The sequence below is a fragment of the Belliella buryatensis genome (assembly GCF_900188245.1).
Taxonomy (GTDB): Bacteria; Bacteroidota; Bacteroidia; order Cytophagales; family Cyclobacteriaceae; genus Belliella; species Belliella buryatensis.
In genome coordinates, this window is sequence record NZ_FZOK01000001.1 from 48,980 (window position 1) to 64,797 (window position 15,818).

At 36.8% G+C, this 15,818-nt stretch carries 16 protein-coding genes and 1 tRNA gene; 10 read left to right on the plus strand and 7 right to left on the minus strand.

From position 1 onward, the window contains the following. From uxaC to CHB66_RS00190, 3 genes are all read left to right on the plus strand, one after another. Positions 1-1,422 carry a glucuronate isomerase gene (gene uxaC / locus CHB66_RS00180; RefSeq protein WP_089236769.1) on the plus strand — a complete coding sequence of 474 codons (1,422 nt, stop codon included), beginning with the start codon at positions 1-3 and terminating at the stop codon, positions 1,420-1,422. A 12-nt stretch (positions 1,423-1,434) separates the two neighbouring features. Then, entirely contained in the window at positions 1,435-2,841 is a 1,407-nt protein-coding gene (locus CHB66_RS00185; protein WP_089236771.1) for a tagaturonate reductase, read from the plus strand. 77 nt (positions 2,842-2,918) lie between these two features. Next, entirely contained in the window at positions 2,919-3,380 is a 462-nt protein-coding gene (locus tag CHB66_RS00190; protein ID WP_089236773.1) for a hypothetical protein, read from the plus strand. An 8-nt stretch (positions 3,381-3,388) separates the two neighbouring features. Here the strand turns inward: CHB66_RS00190 and CHB66_RS00195 are convergent, their stop codons facing one another. The 4 genes from CHB66_RS00195 to CHB66_RS00210 form a co-directional block, all read right to left on the minus strand. Then, a complete protein-coding gene (locus tag CHB66_RS00195) occupies positions 3,389-4,153 on the minus strand; it encodes a DUF2490 domain-containing protein (protein WP_089236775.1) in 765 nt (254 codons plus the stop codon). 100 nt (positions 4,154-4,253) lie between these two features. Beyond that, the gene (gene pncA / locus CHB66_RS00200) at positions 4,254-4,865 is read right to left on the minus strand and encodes a bifunctional nicotinamidase/pyrazinamidase (protein ID WP_089236777.1); all 612 of its coding nucleotides are present in this window, start codon (positions 4,863-4,865) and stop codon (positions 4,254-4,256) included. Between the two features lie 54 nt (positions 4,866-4,919). Beyond that, a complete protein-coding gene (gene prs / locus CHB66_RS00205; protein WP_089236779.1) occupies positions 4,920-5,837 on the minus strand; it encodes a ribose-phosphate diphosphokinase in 918 nt (305 codons plus the stop codon). Beyond that, positions 5,827-7,305 (minus strand): nicotinate phosphoribosyltransferase, encoded by a 1,479-nt coding sequence (locus tag CHB66_RS00210; protein ID WP_089236781.1) that lies wholly within the window; start codon positions 7,303-7,305, stop codon positions 5,827-5,829. The genes prs and CHB66_RS00210 overlap by 11 nt, the downstream gene beginning before the upstream one ends. A 204-nt stretch (positions 7,306-7,509) precedes the next feature. On the opposite strand from CHB66_RS00210, the gene CHB66_RS00215 reads away from it, so the two are divergent. Then, positions 7,510-8,244 carry a hypothetical protein gene (locus tag CHB66_RS00215; RefSeq protein WP_245812628.1) on the plus strand — a complete coding sequence of 245 codons (735 nt, stop codon included), beginning with the start codon at positions 7,510-7,512 and terminating at the stop codon, positions 8,242-8,244. A gap of 270 nt (positions 8,245-8,514) precedes the next feature. Next, on the plus strand, positions 8,515-9,306 hold the full coding sequence (locus CHB66_RS00220) for a hypothetical protein (RefSeq protein ID WP_089236783.1): 792 nt from the start codon (positions 8,515-8,517) through the stop codon (positions 9,304-9,306). Positions 9,307-9,373: 67 nt separating this feature from the next. Here CHB66_RS00220 and CHB66_RS00225 read toward each other — a convergent pair whose 3' ends face one another. Both CHB66_RS00225 and CHB66_RS00230 read right to left on the minus strand, forming a co-directional pair. Beyond that, the gene (locus tag CHB66_RS00225) at positions 9,374-10,180 is read right to left on the minus strand and encodes a DMT family transporter (RefSeq protein WP_089236785.1); all 807 of its coding nucleotides are present in this window, start codon (positions 10,178-10,180) and stop codon (positions 9,374-9,376) included. A 150-nt stretch (positions 10,181-10,330) separates the two neighbouring features. After that, positions 10,331-10,984 carry an ABC transporter ATP-binding protein gene (locus CHB66_RS00230; RefSeq protein ID WP_089236787.1) on the minus strand — a complete coding sequence of 218 codons (654 nt, stop codon included), beginning with the start codon at positions 10,982-10,984 and terminating at the stop codon, positions 10,331-10,333. Between the two features lie 138 nt (positions 10,985-11,122). Here CHB66_RS00230 and sucC point away from each other — a divergent pair, with 138 nt between their 5' ends. The 3 genes from sucC (at position 11,123) to CHB66_RS00245 (ending at position 13,445) form a co-directional block, all read left to right on the plus strand. Further along, positions 11,123-12,334, plus strand: coding sequence for an ADP-forming succinate--CoA ligase subunit beta (gene sucC, locus CHB66_RS00235; protein WP_089236789.1), 1,212 nt, complete (start codon positions 11,123-11,125; stop codon positions 12,332-12,334). A 43-nt stretch (positions 12,335-12,377) separates the two neighbouring features. Then, a tRNA-Arg gene (locus tag CHB66_RS00240) sits at positions 12,378-12,451 on the plus strand. Between the two features lie 157 nt (positions 12,452-12,608). Then, complete coding sequence (locus CHB66_RS00245; RefSeq protein ID WP_089236791.1) at positions 12,609-13,445, plus strand: universal stress protein; 837 nt, start codon at positions 12,609-12,611, stop codon at positions 13,443-13,445. A gap of 167 nt (positions 13,446-13,612) precedes the next feature. Here the strand turns inward: CHB66_RS00245 and CHB66_RS00250 are convergent, their stop codons facing one another. Next, positions 13,613-14,512, minus strand: coding sequence for a DUF3078 domain-containing protein (locus CHB66_RS00250; RefSeq protein ID WP_089236793.1), 900 nt, complete (start codon positions 14,510-14,512; stop codon positions 13,613-13,615). Between the two features lie 224 nt (positions 14,513-14,736). Here CHB66_RS00250 and CHB66_RS00255 point away from each other — a divergent pair, with 224 nt between their 5' ends. After that, positions 14,737-15,180, plus strand: coding sequence for a DUF4136 domain-containing protein (locus CHB66_RS00255; protein WP_245812629.1), 444 nt, complete (start codon positions 14,737-14,739; stop codon positions 15,178-15,180). A gap of 59 nt (positions 15,181-15,239) precedes the next feature. Next, positions 15,240-15,800 (plus strand): DUF4136 domain-containing protein, encoded by a 561-nt coding sequence (locus CHB66_RS00260; protein ID WP_089236797.1) that lies wholly within the window; start codon positions 15,240-15,242, stop codon positions 15,798-15,800. The last annotated feature ends 18 nt before the right edge of the window (positions 15,801-15,818 follow it).

Genomic DNA, 15,818 nt, shown 5'->3' on the forward strand with positions numbered 1-15,818 from the left:
ATGATCTCAGCAACTGAAAAAGCGAGTAAATTCCTCACGGAAGACTTTCTTCTCAAAAGTGAGTTTGCTAAAATTCTTTATCACGATTACGCTTCCAAACTACCGATTATAGATTACCATTGCCATCTTTCGCCAAAGGATATTGCTACCAATAGAAAATTTAATTCCATTTCGGAGGTTTGGCTTGCCGGTGATCATTACAAATGGAGAGCGATGCGAACGCTTGGTGTCAATGAAAGGTACATTACTGGAAATGCCACAGACGAGGAAAAATTTCAGAAATGGGCTGAAACTGTACCTTATACGCTAAGAAACCCATTGTATCACTGGACCCACTTGGAATTACAAAGATACTTTGGTATTCAAGAACTTCTTGGGCCTGATACTGGAGCCAATATTTATAAACAAACCACAGCTTTACTTCAAACGCCTGAATTCTACACTCAGGGACTATTGAAAAAAATGAATGTAGAACTTGTATGCTCTACTGATGACCCGGTGGACAACCTTGAATTTCATAAAATAGCTGAAAGCAGCAGCCCTAGCACCAAACTCTTGCCAGCTTTTAGGCCCGACAAAGTATATGCAGTAGAAAATCCAGAAAGCTACCAAGCTTATATTCAGCAATTATCTGATACATCTGGAGTTAGAATCAATCAATATGATGACTTATTGAGTGCTCTCCAAAATAGAATTGAATTTTTCCATTCAAATGGAGGAAGTCTCTCTGATCATGGTTTGGAACAACTCTATTATTTTGATTTAGGAGCATATGATATCAAAATGATCTTCACCAAGATAATGTCTGGAAAATCATTGGATAAGCAAGAGACTCAATACTTCAAATTCCATACGCTTTATGAGCTTTGTAAAATGTACCACGCCAAAGGCTGGACACAACAGTTTCACCTTGGAGCATTAAGAAATACCAACGAAAGAATGCTGGGTATACTTGGCCCAGATACAGGGTTTGACTCGATTGGGGATTTCTCACAAGCAAGGGCCTTAGCGAGTTTCTTGAATCTCCTTGACGGGACAGACCAACTAGCAAAAACTATCCTCTACAATCTCAACCCATCAGACAACGAAGTGATGGCTACCATGATTGGCAACTTCAATGATGGATCGGTCAAAGGAAAAATTCAATTTGGTTCTGCTTGGTGGTTTTTAGATCAAAAAGACGGAATGGAAAAGCAAATCAATGCGCTTTCCAATATGGGATTATTGAGCTGCTTTGTGGGTATGTTGACGGACTCCCGAAGCTTCCTGTCTTTCCCAAGACACGAGTACTTCAGAAGAATACTCTGCAATTTGATCGGGCAAGATGTGGCCAATGGTGAACTCCCTGCTGACGAGGTCTGGTTGGGCAAAATTGTCTCTGACATATCCTATTTCAATGCCAAGGAATACTTCAACTTTTAAGCAGGATATTTAATGAAAGCGCTAAATAGAAATAATATTCAGACTGAAAAACGTCCAGTAAAAATCCTGCAGTTTGGAGAAGGTAACTTTCTGCGTGGGTTTGTGGATTGGATGGTAGAAGAGATGAATGATAAGGCAGGGTTCAACGGAAATGTGCAGATCGTACAGCCACTTGACCAGGGAATTGGAGACCTACTTAACAAGCAAGATGGCCTTTATCATGTCAAGCTTCAAGGTTTACATGCTGGTAAGACAATTGACCAAACCAAGCTGATCACCTGTGTGGAGGGTGTCATCAACCCTTACACTGATTACAAAGCGTACCTCAATCAAGGAAAAAATGCTGACTTGAAATTTATCATTTCCAATACAACAGAGGCAGGAATCGCTTTTGATGAAAATGATATTGATTACAGCCACACACCCAATACTTTCCCTGGCAAACTTACTGCTTTGTTGCATGAAAGGTTCAAAGCTTTCGAAGGGGCTTCTGACAAAGGCCTTGTCATCATTCCATGTGAACTGATAGACAAAAACGGAGAGCAGCTCCAAAAAGCTATATTGAAGTATGCAGACTTGTGGAAACTATCAGAGAGTTTCAAAAGTTGGATCAAGTCAAACAATACTTTTTGCAATACGCTTGTGGATAGGATTGTTCCCGGATTCCCAAAAGAAAACATCAAAGAAATACAAGAAGAGTTGGGTTTTGAAGATAATTTGGTGGTCATGGCGGAGCCATTTCACTTGTGGGTGATAGAAGGTCCTGAGGAATTAGAGGAAATTTTCTCAGGACCAAAAGCTGGTTTACAGATCAAATTTGTAAAAGATCAAAGCCCGTACAGAACCCGAAAAGTGAGAATCCTCAATGGGGCGCACACTGCCCTGGTTCCTGTGGCTTACTTAGCTGGACTAAGAACAGTGCGGGAATCTGTGGAAGATCTGAAAATTGGAGCGTTCATTCGTGAGACAATTTATGATGAAATTATCCCTACTTTAGATCTTTCTCAGGAAGAATTGGAGCAATTTGCATCTGATGTTTTGGATAGGTTCAAAAATCCATTTATCCGACATGAATTAAGTGCTATTGCTTTGAATTCCATATCGAAGTTTAAGGTACGTGTACTTCCAAGCATCTTGGAATATCATAGGAGAAAAAGATCATGGCCAAAAAATCTCATCCAATCATTTGCCGCGCTCCTGCTATTCTATAAGGGCGAATTTGATGGAATCAAGACACCAATCAACGATGATGCTGAAATCGTAGCGTTTTTTGAAAAGCTATGGAGTAATCAAAGTGAATCGGGAATAGTCGAAAAAGTTTTAAAGAAAGAATCATTCTGGGGTGAAGACCTCAATCAGTATGAAGGCTTAAGCAAAGCTGTAAGCGATGCCATGCAATCAGCTGTATCAATTGCATAGTTATTATTTATTTGGGTTATTATTTGATTAAACAGGAAGTCCACGTGGGTTTCCTGTTTTTTATTTACTTTTGCCACATGAATACACCAAATCAAGAAACCAAAGCAGTCTTATTGGCTAAATCTCAACAGATGCTTAAAGATCAAATTGCTGATATTCAAAAGCAACTCAGTGATCTTCAGGAATCTTCAGAAGTAGAAGAGAAGAGTTCTGCAGGTGACAAATATGAAACGCATCAAGAGATGCTCAATCAGAACAGAAATCTATTACAAAAACAGTTGAGCACTTCAAAAGTCCTGCTGAATCAAATCAATGCTGTTCCTGTAAAAGCTTTAAGTGCAGTTGAAGAAGGAGCATTGATTAAAGTACCGATGGGCTGGATTTGGATCTCATCTCCAATCGGTAAAATATCCTTAGATAGTCTTGATTACCAATTGGTATCTAAAGATTCGCCTTTGATTTCTGCACTTTGGGGCTTAAAAGCGGGAGAAGCTGGTGAATTCAGAGGTAATAAAATAAAAATTGAAGAAATTTTGTGATTTAGTTTTTATAAATTTATATAAGTATTCCATATCAGCCCACTATTGTGTTGAAAGAGTTCTCTATCTTCGACCATTCTACCAAACTGTATAATTTGGTTGATATAACCGGCCTCCATCCTAACATGATCGCTGAGCTTTAATCCAAAAAGCCCACCTACTCTATTTTGATCAAAAATATTCTGATTGATATTTTTCCCAAATCCAATCATGACCTCATCATATGCAGCTAAGTATGGTGCATTTCTTTCCAAAAAAAGCGAAGCTAAGGGCACCTGAACCCTAGCCATATACCTCGCTCTATTTACATAAACATAATCATTTACTTTGGAAAGTGCAGTATTAGAAAAAACTCCAATCCAGCGCTGCTCTAGTATGAACCTGTGACTCAATGCAATTTTACCAATGGGGTTATTGATTTGAATCATTTGATAGGTTCTATATTCAGGAAAGAGTTTTGCAGTGGTTTGAATAGGAACTTTACCATATGGATAAGTATCTGCAAAAGCAAACCCTCCTCTGAGTAAAACACTGGGATGTAACTGGTAATTTACTCCTGTCCTATAAAGATTCTGCTGCGCTTCTTTGATCAACTCAGAGCGCCTCCACTGAAACTCCCCATGAAGACTCCATTTGGAATCTAATGGGTACGTTAAGAAGGCATTGTACCAGCCAATGGTATTGTAGTCATGTGATCTTACACCTTGGGCATGGCTATTTTCAAATAATATTAAGGTCAAAATGAAACCTAAGAATATAACACTTTTCTTCATAGCTAATAGGGAGTTAATCTAATCATACGCAGTTTAAAAACTACTGGACAAAATTACAGGCCTATTTCACAAGCTATTGTGCTAACGGTCACACTGCACTTCAAATGGAGACGGAATGTGTAATCACTGCACCAGCGTTTTCCATTTCAATCATGGCTTTGGAAAAATCATCCGGTTGGATATTTACAGCTCTGGTTGCATCAAGAATCAAATGAACTTTGAAGCCCTCCTCAAGTCCATCCAATACGGTAAATTTCACACAGTAATCCTCTGCCAAACCGCAGACAAAGATTTCTTCTACACCATTTTCTTTAAGAAATTGGCTCAATCCAGTATCACCTTGCCTGTTATTGTCAAAAAAACCTGAATACGAATCGACTTGAGGATTCATTCCTTTTTGAAAAATTGCTCTCCATTTCTCTTGATTTAGATCAGCATGAAATTCTGCACCTTGACTTCCCTGTACACAATGGACTGGCCAAAGAATTTGATTAACACCATTTAGATCAATGAACTCTCCAATATTTTTACCTGGATGATTTGCAGCAAAACTTCCATGATCTGCAGGATGCCAGTCCTGAGTTGCAACGATAAAATCAAACTTAGCTTGAAGCTGGTTGATGATTGGGACGACCATATCCCCCTCAGCTACCGCCAAAGCACCTCCTGGAATAAAATCGTTTTGTACATCTACAATGATTAATGCTTTCATATTTTTTGAATCTTTTCTCTTGCTTCTTTTATCTGAAGTCTCATATCTAGCATCTCACTTCAACTCCTCTACAATCAAATCTGCTATAGTCTCTACTCTTAGCATGTCTGATTCTAAGGCATAGCTGTTGATATGCGTATCAGTTGTAATCACTTTTTCGATGACACCAGAGGCTTTGATTTTATCTAGAGCATCATTGGTGAAAAGACCATGTGTCGTGATTGTGAATATCTTATTAGCCCCAGCATCTTTGTAAGCTTTAGCAGCACTGATCAATGATCCACCTGTTCGGATCATATCATCATAAATGACTACATCTTTCCCTTCTACATCAGCGGAGATACTTGTAACCTCTGTTTTATCTCCAGAGACTCTTCTTTTGAAAACGAAAGCAGCATTCACTCCCATATCATTTGCCAAAGACTCAACCCACTTAGCACGCCCTGCATCGGTACATGCCATCACAAATCCAGGTGCAGCCAATTCTAAAGCTACATTGGTCACAATTGATTTGCAGTAAACATGATTGATCAAAACCTGTCCTTCAAAATAATGTGGAATTCCCTCAGAATGTAAGTCGAAAAACATAAAGTGATTTCCCTGACTTGTTCTAGGAAGGGAGGAAAACATCACAGCCCGGGATTTAGCAGTGACTACTTCTCCTTTTTTGACTGCTCTTTCCATGGTGGAATAGCCAAAATAAGGGAAAATGATAAAGATTGATTTTGCTCCATATTTGATCAGGGCGTAAGCCAAGTCATATATTTCTAAGGTATCTGAATCGGAAATCGTTCCGCCTATTAATACTACGTCTCTTTCATACACATCAGTCAAAATCCGCTGATAGCGCTCTCCATCTGGAAACTGCTTCACCTCTATCTCTCCTTTATCAAAATCTCCAGCTTCTAGAACCCGCTCTCTGAGATAACTATAAGTCTGTGTGGAAAAGATGATTTTTTTATTATTTGTCATAATTTTTCATTTTGAAAACAAGATCCGTACGAAGCTGATAGAGATTTTCCTCCAATCCCACAGGATAGACATGCGGATTTGTCAATCGTTTATGTGTTTTATCAAAGTGTTGTAGATTTTCTTGTGCATTTAGCTTGATTGATTCAATCTTAGGACAATCATAAATCTGTTCACCTTTTTTGAAAATCGGTTTCAGTAGACTGATTTCCTCAAAATCTTCAAAATTGATCCGCTTTCTCTTAGTAGGGTCAATGGGGTCTATGATCGTGGTAGAAGTTTTATCTTCTTTATGCTCCTGCAAAAATATCATATCGGCTACAGCCCTGCCATTTTTCAAAAACCTACTTACTTGATGCTCTCCTGGTATATTGATCTTGATAGATTGCTGTGAAACCTTCACTTTTGGTTCCCATACTCCTCTTTCATTTTTGATCGCTGCCAATTTATACACAGCACCCAAAGCTGGTTGGTCATATGCTGTCACCAATTTTGTACCCACTCCCCAAACACTGACCGATGCTTCTTGAATCTTCAAAGAAGTGATGATATGCTCATCTAGGTCATTGCTAGCTACCACTTTTGCTTCAGGAAAACCCGCTTCATCGAGCATTTCCCTTGCTATATTTGAAAAATAAGCCAAATCACCAGAGTCAATTCTCACGCCAAGCATCTCTTTACCATTTTCCCTAAGGATCTTTCCGACCTCAATAGCATTCTTGATCCCAGCTACAGTGTCGTAGGTATCTACAAGAAAAACACATTTTTCTGGAAATGCATCTGCATAAGCTTTGAAAGCTTCTATTTCTGAATCAAAAGACATGATCCAACTATGGGCATGGGTGCCAGAGACAGGAATTCCAAATAACTTTCCCGCCATCACATTGCTAGTCGCTGCACAGCCTCCAATATAAGAGGCACGGCTTGCTGCCAAAGCACCATCTATTCCTTGGGCTCTTCTCAGGCCAAACTCCAAAACAGAGTCGCCTTTTGCAGCCAAGACAACCCTTGCCGCTTTTGTTGCAATCAAAGTCTGAAAATTGATGATATTCAGCAAGGCTGTTTCTAATAGTTGACACTGAATCAAAGGTCCATTGACTCTAATCAGCGGGGTATGTGGAAATACTACTGTTCCTTCTTCTACAGCATCTACATCACATGTGAATTTCAATGATTTCAAATAATCTAAAAATGCTGTTTCAAAGACCGGACTTCCGTCAGCATTTTTCATATCGGCAAGGTAGCTTAAGTCATCATCTTTGAAATAGAAATTATTGCAGAAATCTACCACATACTCAAGACCTGCTGCAATCGTAAAACCACTTTGAAAAGGATGCTTCCTAAAAAAAAGATTGAATACTGCCTCTTGCTCTGCCTTACCTGACTTCCAATAAGCATAAGCCATGGTGAGTTGATAAAAATCCGTCAAAAGTGCCAGTGAACCCTGATACAGGTCTTTGGTGATTTTCATAAGGTTTATTCTTTGATCCAAATTTAGAGTTAAAAAATAAATAAATCCGATTTATCAAAAGAATACATTGATTTACATCTTTAAGATTTAGAGGTATAATCTGATATTTTTTGGTGCAATTTGAGAAAATTCACCCTTAAAATACTTCCTTAAAAACTATGGCTATTTTTTTGTTGTTGAGGAAAAAAATTAATCAAAAACAATATGGATAAAATTTCAAATTGGATAACTACAGCTATGCTTATTGCGATAGCTACATTTGGGATTTCATGTAGTGAAAATGATGATATTCCAGGTCAAGGGGATGGAAAATTAGGTATTGCAATTTTAATCAAAAATGATTTATCTAATAATTCTAATGCTAGAGTTCTAGATAATAGATTAACAATTGAAAACGGGTTCATTCAAGTCAAAGAATTAGAACTTGAAATGGAAGGAAGAAATGATATCGGAAGATTCGAAAAAGAATTAGAGATTAAATTTAAAGATATTAGAAAAGTAAATCTAGATCAGTTCAATCCAGAAGTAGACTTCTTTATCAATATTCCAGAAGGTGAGTACAAAGAAATTGAATTGGAATTAGACTTGATTGACTACAGAAATGAACCTTCTATATTTTTATCAGGAACCTTTAGGAAAGCTGACGAGAGTATTATTCCTTTAAGATTTGAGCATTTCGGTGATGATATTGATTTTGAGGTTGAAATAGAGGCCAAAAATGGAGGTTATTTTACAGTTGACAGAATCAACAATCCTCTGGCACTTCTAGAAATCAATGCTCTCAATTGGTTTAGCGCTGTATTAGAGAGTGAATTAGAAAATGCTACAATAACTAATGGGGAGCTAATCATCTCAAATAATCAAAATAGAGAACTTTACAGAAAAATAAAAAATAGAATAGAGGCTTCCTCTGATATTGAAATTGAACTCAGGAATTGATATTACAATTAATCTTTGTTTTCCTTAATTTTCACGTTGTTTATATCTCTTAAAAGGCCCGCCAATGGTGGGCTTTTTTCATAAAAAGATCATTTTTCAGTAAGCTTATTATTTCAAGTAAGTTATACCGAAATACAAGACATGCCCGACAAAATATAGGATTCTCACCCCAATACCTGCTTTTTTACAATTTGAGGCTAATTTTTTGTTCAAAGCTTTCACATGGAGTAAACAGTTTATGCTTTACTTATTAACTAAACCAACACAATTATGAAAAAGAACTCAATCTTTTATGATTTTCTACTGGCAGGGGCTTTTTTAGCAATGGCTTCTTGCGAATTCAATGTAGAGAATGTTGTTCCTACAACAGTAGAAGTAGACTTAGCTTTTGCACTAACTGAGGAAGATGAAAACTTCACCAATGCTAGAACGCTGAACAGACTTACAATCAATGAAGCTGTCATGAATGTCCGCAAATTAGATATACGCGTACTTGGTCAAATGCCTATCGGCTCCAACCTAGATAGAAACTTTACTTTTGACTTCCCAAATACACCAAAAAGGATTGTTTATACCAATGATGAAAATGGACAAGACATCAATATCAGAATGCCAAGAGCATCTTACAGACAGGTAATGTTTGATTTAGATATTGTACAGGCACCTGATGATGTAGCTGCTTCACTTTCTGGAGAATTTGAAACTTCCCTTGGTGAAGTAGTTCCTATGAAATACGAGCTTTATGGCGAAATTTTCAATTTTGATGGAAAATTCGAAGCTAAAGATCGTAACGAAGCCTTGGAGTTTGATCAACTGGATAAAGCGACCATGCTGGTAGAACTTCATGCGATAAAATGGTTCAATGATATTACCGCAGACGAGTTTGAAAATGCTGAAATTATTGACGGCGTGATGCTGATCAACCCCGATACAAACACTTCAATTTATGAAAAAATTAAAGCCAGAATCATAGAATTAACTGATATTAAAATCAGAATCCGTGTTCATGAAAATGGACACGGTAATCCTAATAATCCTAAAGGTCCAGGAAATAGACCATAATTAAATAAATCTAAATAAATAGCAGCTGACTTACTCCATTTTCAAATAATCCTCAATTACTTGAGGATTATTTTTTTGAGGTTACATTCAACAATACTCCTGCTAGAACGAGAATCATTCCCAAATAAGTCAATAGACTATAAGTCTCGTCAAAAATCAAAAAACCAAACCCGAGTGCATATACAATCCCTACATAACTCAAACTAGCCACTTTTGACAAGTTTGCATTCTGGTAAGCCAAAGTCATGAAATATTGTGCACCTTGGGTAAGGACACCCACAGTGAGGAGCACGACCCAATCCCATCCCTGAGGCATCACCCAGAAAAAATAAGAAACTACAGCAGCTATAGGAGTAGTAATCAATGGAAAATAAAACATGATGACTAAAGGGTGTTCAGAATTTTTGAGTTTTCTGATCACATTATAAGCTACACCCATCGCTAAGGAAGCAATCAGGCCTACTCCAAGATCAAAAGCAGAAATCCTAGGATCAAACCCCTCGATAATCAAAACACCAACAAAACTGATCCCAAAAAAGATGTATTTTCTTTTTGCTACTTTTTCTTTGACAATAAATATCCCCAAAATAGTAGTAAAAATAGGTGCGAGGTAATTGATCGTCACAGCACTTGCTAATGGAATAGTCTGTAGATTATAGAAAAACGCCATCAAGCCAATGGAACCTGCTATTCCTCTTGTGATCAATAATGGTTTATTTTTCCCAAAAAGTGGCACATGAATACGCTTCAATGCAATATAAGTCATAAAAAAACTGAGCACTGATCTGAAAAGTATAATTTCTATCGCAGGGATATGCGGAATCAATTTGACAGATACATTCATCAAGGCGAACAGAAACCCTGCCAGTAGCATGTGCTGTACACTTTTCTTGCTCAATAGCTTAGATTTTTAGGATGATTAATGAACGTTTAAGGAATTATCAATCGTAATAGTTCAATCTTATCCTTTAGTTAAAGGACAGTATCATTCTGAATACATTAAAGACTAAAATTTAAAATGTAATTATTGAAGGATCTTTCCATCTTGCATAGTCAGCATTCTATCTGCCATCTGCGCCAATTCTTGATTATGCGTAACAATGACAAAGGACTGACCGAATTCATCTCTCAATCTAAAAAATAACTGATGTAAATCTTCCGCACTTTTAGAATCTAGATTTCCACTAGGTTCATCTGCAAAAATGATCTTAGGATCATTGATCAATGCTCTGGCGACTGCAACTCTTTGCTGTTCTCCTCCAGATAGTTCTGAAGGCTTGTGTTCTAAGCGGCCTTCAACTCCAAGTATATTAGCCAAAGATTTAGCTTTTTCTTTCAATTGGTATTCCTGTCCCCCAGCTATCAACCCCGGAATAATAATGTTCTCTTCTGCTGTAAATTCTGGTAAGAGATTATGAAATTGAAAAATAAAACCAATCTCTCTATTTCTGAAGGCTGCCAGTTTATCTCCTTTCAATTTGGAAATAACAGTATCTCCCACTTTGACTTCACCTTTGTCTGCATTGTCCAAAGTTCCCAAAATATGCAAAAGGGTACTTTTTCCGGCACCAGATGCCCCAACGATAGATACTACTTCACCCGACTTGATCATAACATCCACGCCCTTAAGCACATGGAGATCTCCATAATATTTTTCTATTCCTTTAGCTTCCAGCATTGTGTAAATTGATTGAGGATCAAAATTAAAACATATTCGAAGTTTCCCTCAAAAATGCCACTATTTTACCAAAAAGAGGCATGGTTAACTTGAAAAATCAAGACTAAGGGCTTAACTTCGGGCAAAAATTTCACAAGGATGAATATACACGAATATCAAGCAAAAGAAGTTTTAAAGAGTTATGGTGTTAAGATTCAGGAAGGCATCGTAGCGGAAACCCCTGAAGCAGCACTCGAAGCGGCCAAGAAACTCAATGCAGAGACAGGCACTTCATGGTATGTGATCAAAGCACAGATCCATGCCGGTGGACGTGGAAAAGGTAAAGTTCAGGAAACTGACTCCAATGGTGTGGTACTTGCCAAAAAATTGGAAGATGTAGCTGAAAAAGCCAAAAACATCCTTGGTGGAACATTGGTGACGCATCAAACAGGTCCTGAAGGTAAAAAAGTAAACAAAGTCTTGATAGCTGAGGATGTATATTATCCTGGTGACTCAGAGCCTAAAGAATACTACCTATCTATCCTACTTGACAGAGCAAAAGGTTGCAATGTAATCATGGCATCTACAGAAGGTGGTATGGATATCGAAGAAGTAGCTGAAAAGACTCCAGAAAAAATCATCAAGGAATGGATCGATCCGAAAATAGGGCTTCAAGGTTTTCAAGCAAGGAAAGTTGCTTTCAAACTAGGCTTGGAAGGCAATGCATTTAAAGAAATGGTGAAATTTATCACCGCCCTTTACGCAGCTTATGAAGGAACAGATTCTTCACAGTTTGAAATCAACCCTGTGCTTAAAACATCTGACAACAAGATCTTGGCGGTAGATGCGAAGGTGAATTTGGATGATAATGCACTTTACAGACACAAGGACCTAGCTGACCTTAGAGACCTAGCTGAAGAAGATCCTTTGGAAGTAGAAGCTGGTGAATCAGGCTTGAACTATGTAAAGCTTGACGGAAACGTAGGCTGCATGGTAAATGGAGCTGGACTAGCTATGGCTACTATGGATATGATCAAGCTTTCTGGTGGTGAACCTGCTAACTTCCTAGATGTTGGAGGCGGGGCTAACGCTACAACTGTAGAGGCTGGTTTCAGAATTATTTTAAAAGATCCAAATGTAAAAGCTATCCTTATTAATGTATTCGGTGGTATCGTAAGATGTGACAGAATTGCTAATGGCGTAGTAGAAGCTTACAAGTCTATTGGAGATATCAGAGTTCCGATCATCGTAAGGCTACAAGGTACAAATGCTGAAGAAGGTGCTAGAATCATCGACGAATCAGGTTTGAAAGTTTCTTCTGCAATTACTTTAAAAGAAGCAGCTGAAAAAGTAAAAGAAGCAATTGCATAAATTATAAACACATAAGGATTGAGTTTGCTCAATCCTTATTTAAGCGCTCGTAGTTCAACTGGATAGAATATCAGATTTCGGCTCTGAGGGTTGAGGGTTCGAATCCTTCCGAGCGCACATAATCCCACTAGTACCTGATACTAGTGGGATTATTTTTTTACATCCCCAGCCGAACCTAACTGACTTTTATCATATTTTAAACTAATCTATCTCACTGATAAATAAGCTATTACCGTTTATATTTGAGTAATAACCATTAAAAACCCTCAAGCATATGAAAAAGATCCTAATCCCCACTGACTTCTCAAGCTGTGCCAAAGCAGCTGAAAAATATGGTATTGCACTTGCTAAAAAGATTGATGCAGAAGTTCTTTTCATGCATATCATTATCACTCCTATAGTATGGGCTAAACTCACACCTGAACAGGAAAACTTATTCCCTGATAAAAAAAGTGAAATCAACACTGCAAAGGCAAATCTCAAAGAGCTTATGGAAAAAGCACAAGCAATGGGTGTGATGGCAAACAAACTACTCGTTTATTCCAATGGAGCAGAAAGAATCAATAAGTATGTAGAATCAGAAAAGGTTGATTTGGTAGTGATGGGTTCACACGGAACTTATGGCTTCAAAGAGCATATGCTAGGCTCTAATACTTATTCCATGCTTAGAAGAACCAATGTACCTGTCATAGTCATTAAAGAAGGATTTGAACATAGCAGTCTAGACACCTTAGTAATCGCAACTAATTTCAGAGAAGAGACAGGTAAATCCTTTGCACAAATTGAAAACTTTGCTGAATTGCTTCAAGCAGAATTAAAGGTACTATACGTCAATACGCCTGATCATTTTGTAGAGACAAACGACATCTTAAAAATCGGACAGTTATTTTTAGATGAATTTGCAACTTACAACCATGAAATTAATATTATAGATGCCTTCCGGGAAGAACGCGGCATAATACAGTTTACGAAAAACACTCAAGCTGATGCAGTTGCTGTAATTACATTTGGCAAATCTGACTTACTTCAATATTTCTCACCAAGTGTCACGGAAAATTTGATCGCTATGATAGATATACCAGTGATCAGTTTGAGAAAAAATTCAATCTAACTGTAATAGGCATTTTAGGTTTTGGTTTACAAAATAAAAAAGCAGGAGAATTTCTCCTGCTCTTTATATGAAAACTAAACCAACTATTATTTAACTACCACAATTGAAACAAAAATACTATATAAAAACAATATTCAAAATTTTTTACAGAAAAGGTGTATAAAAACCTATTTTTTGTTATTGACCTTATACAAAATACCTAGTGCGAGCGCCTGAGAGTACTGAATACCAGGGTCCATGTCAAGATCATAGACATTGATACTAGTGAAAGTCACATCAACAAATCGCGTGATTTTTGCAATCAGTGTCACATCCAGTCTGTGATCTATCGTTCTAAACGCTAATGTTTCATAATTTGCAAACATTTGATACCTAGATCTAATGGAAAGATTATCCGTGATATCCTTGTTGTAAGTAGCAAAAAGCTGTAAAGCTAACCATTCTGTTCGAACGGTTTGGCCTTCAGGCACACCGTAATTACTAGGAACATTTTGGATGATTGTAGGATCAGTCACAAAAGTAAATCTGGGTGAAAATGGCGCAATACGCAATGCAAAGTCCTTGTTAGGCTTATACTCCATACCAATACCAGAAGTCAAAAAAGCTGGTGAAAAAAACCCAGAAATCAAAGTTCTTTGCTCATCTGGTCCAAAATCAAACCCATCAGTGAATTGGGTTAAAAAATTCAAAGACCCAAAATAAGACCAATTTTTACTGACTTTGACACCTACTTTTGAATCAAAGAAAATCCTATCATTAGATTTTCTCACTTGCTGTCCTTCATTTTTGACAATGCCGTACATCAATTCTAATTGATTATCCCAACTGAATTTGTCTTTTGCATAGTTAGCTTTTCCTGAGACAATTGATCCAAAAGCAACTGAATTAACACCACCAGCTTTCCAGTTTCCACTAAATGCGGCTTGATTAAAATTTAAACCTGCGCTAAACTCTGAATCCCAATAAGTCGTATCTTTTTTGGTTACTATATTCAAAGAGTCTATATCTTGGCCAAATGTTTGAGAAATAATAAATAAGAAGAAGCAAAATGTAAATAGATTTTTCATTTGGTTATATTTAGATAAAACATTAAAATCAAACAATTTTCAAAAATGTAAAATTTAAATACTTAATCAAAAAAATACGTTTCGATATTAAAAAACGAGTAAGTATGAAGCTTCATAAAATCACCCTATTCCTAATCATATGTTGCATCAATTTTTCATGTAGTTCAATTGAACTCTTTAAAGAAAAAGTCGAACTGCGACCGTACAAAGAAAATAGGTCCTTCGTGATAGTTAATAAAGAAATCAACCTAAAAGGAGTCGAAGACGAATTGATGAATGAAAAAATCATCAATGAAATAGAAATTAAAATGAAGGATCTAGGTCTATATTATGACCGAGATACGCCTGATGTGGTTATCAAATTCAGTTCGAATGAAGATCCACGACAAAAAGAAGTTTTTCAAAATCAGTTCCCCATGTGGGGGATGCGTGTATGGGATCCTTGGATGTATGATCCTAGATTTATGGGTAGACAGAACATGGTATCAACAAGAAATTATGAATTGATTCAACTCATAATTGATTTTATTGATCCGAAGCAAGATAAAATGTTGATGCGTTTCACTGCGGTTTCGGAAGCATCTACTATCAAAACCAAAAATAAAAAGCTTATAAAATCAGTAGATAAAATTATCAAAGCTTATGATCAGCATATGGAAAAAAATTAATCTCGACTTACCTAATTTACTAGATTTTAAAAATCACTTTTCAATTTAAGTATTTAAGAATGAAATTAAACAAACCTACTTTACTGCTGTCATTATTATTATTCAATATCTCATGTAGTTCCATTGAAATTTATAAGGAAAATATCGAATTGAGTCCATATAAGGAGAATAGATCCTACATGATTTTGAACAAAGAAAATAATCTGAATGGAGTTGCTGATGATTTGTTAAATGAAAAAATAATCAAGGAAATAGAATTTAAGATGATGAAATTAGGCCTCTATTATGATAGTAACACACCAGATTTGATTATCGAATTCAGTTCCAATGAAGAACCTAGAAATAAAGAAATTTTCCGAAGTCAATATCCATTAGGTCCTCCATCATGGAATTCATATAGCAATGATGCAAGAATCAGCAGAAGGCAAAATACAATATCATTTAAAGACTATGAAGTGATTCAGCTAGTAATGGATTTTATTGATCCATCACAAGACAAAATGTATATTCGTGTGATGGCAGTTACAGAAGTGTCTTCAATCGAATCAAAATACAATCTAACTACAAAGTCGGTTGGAAAGATTATCAAAGCTTATGATCAGCATATGAATCAAAATTAAAATCAACTTGTCTAAATG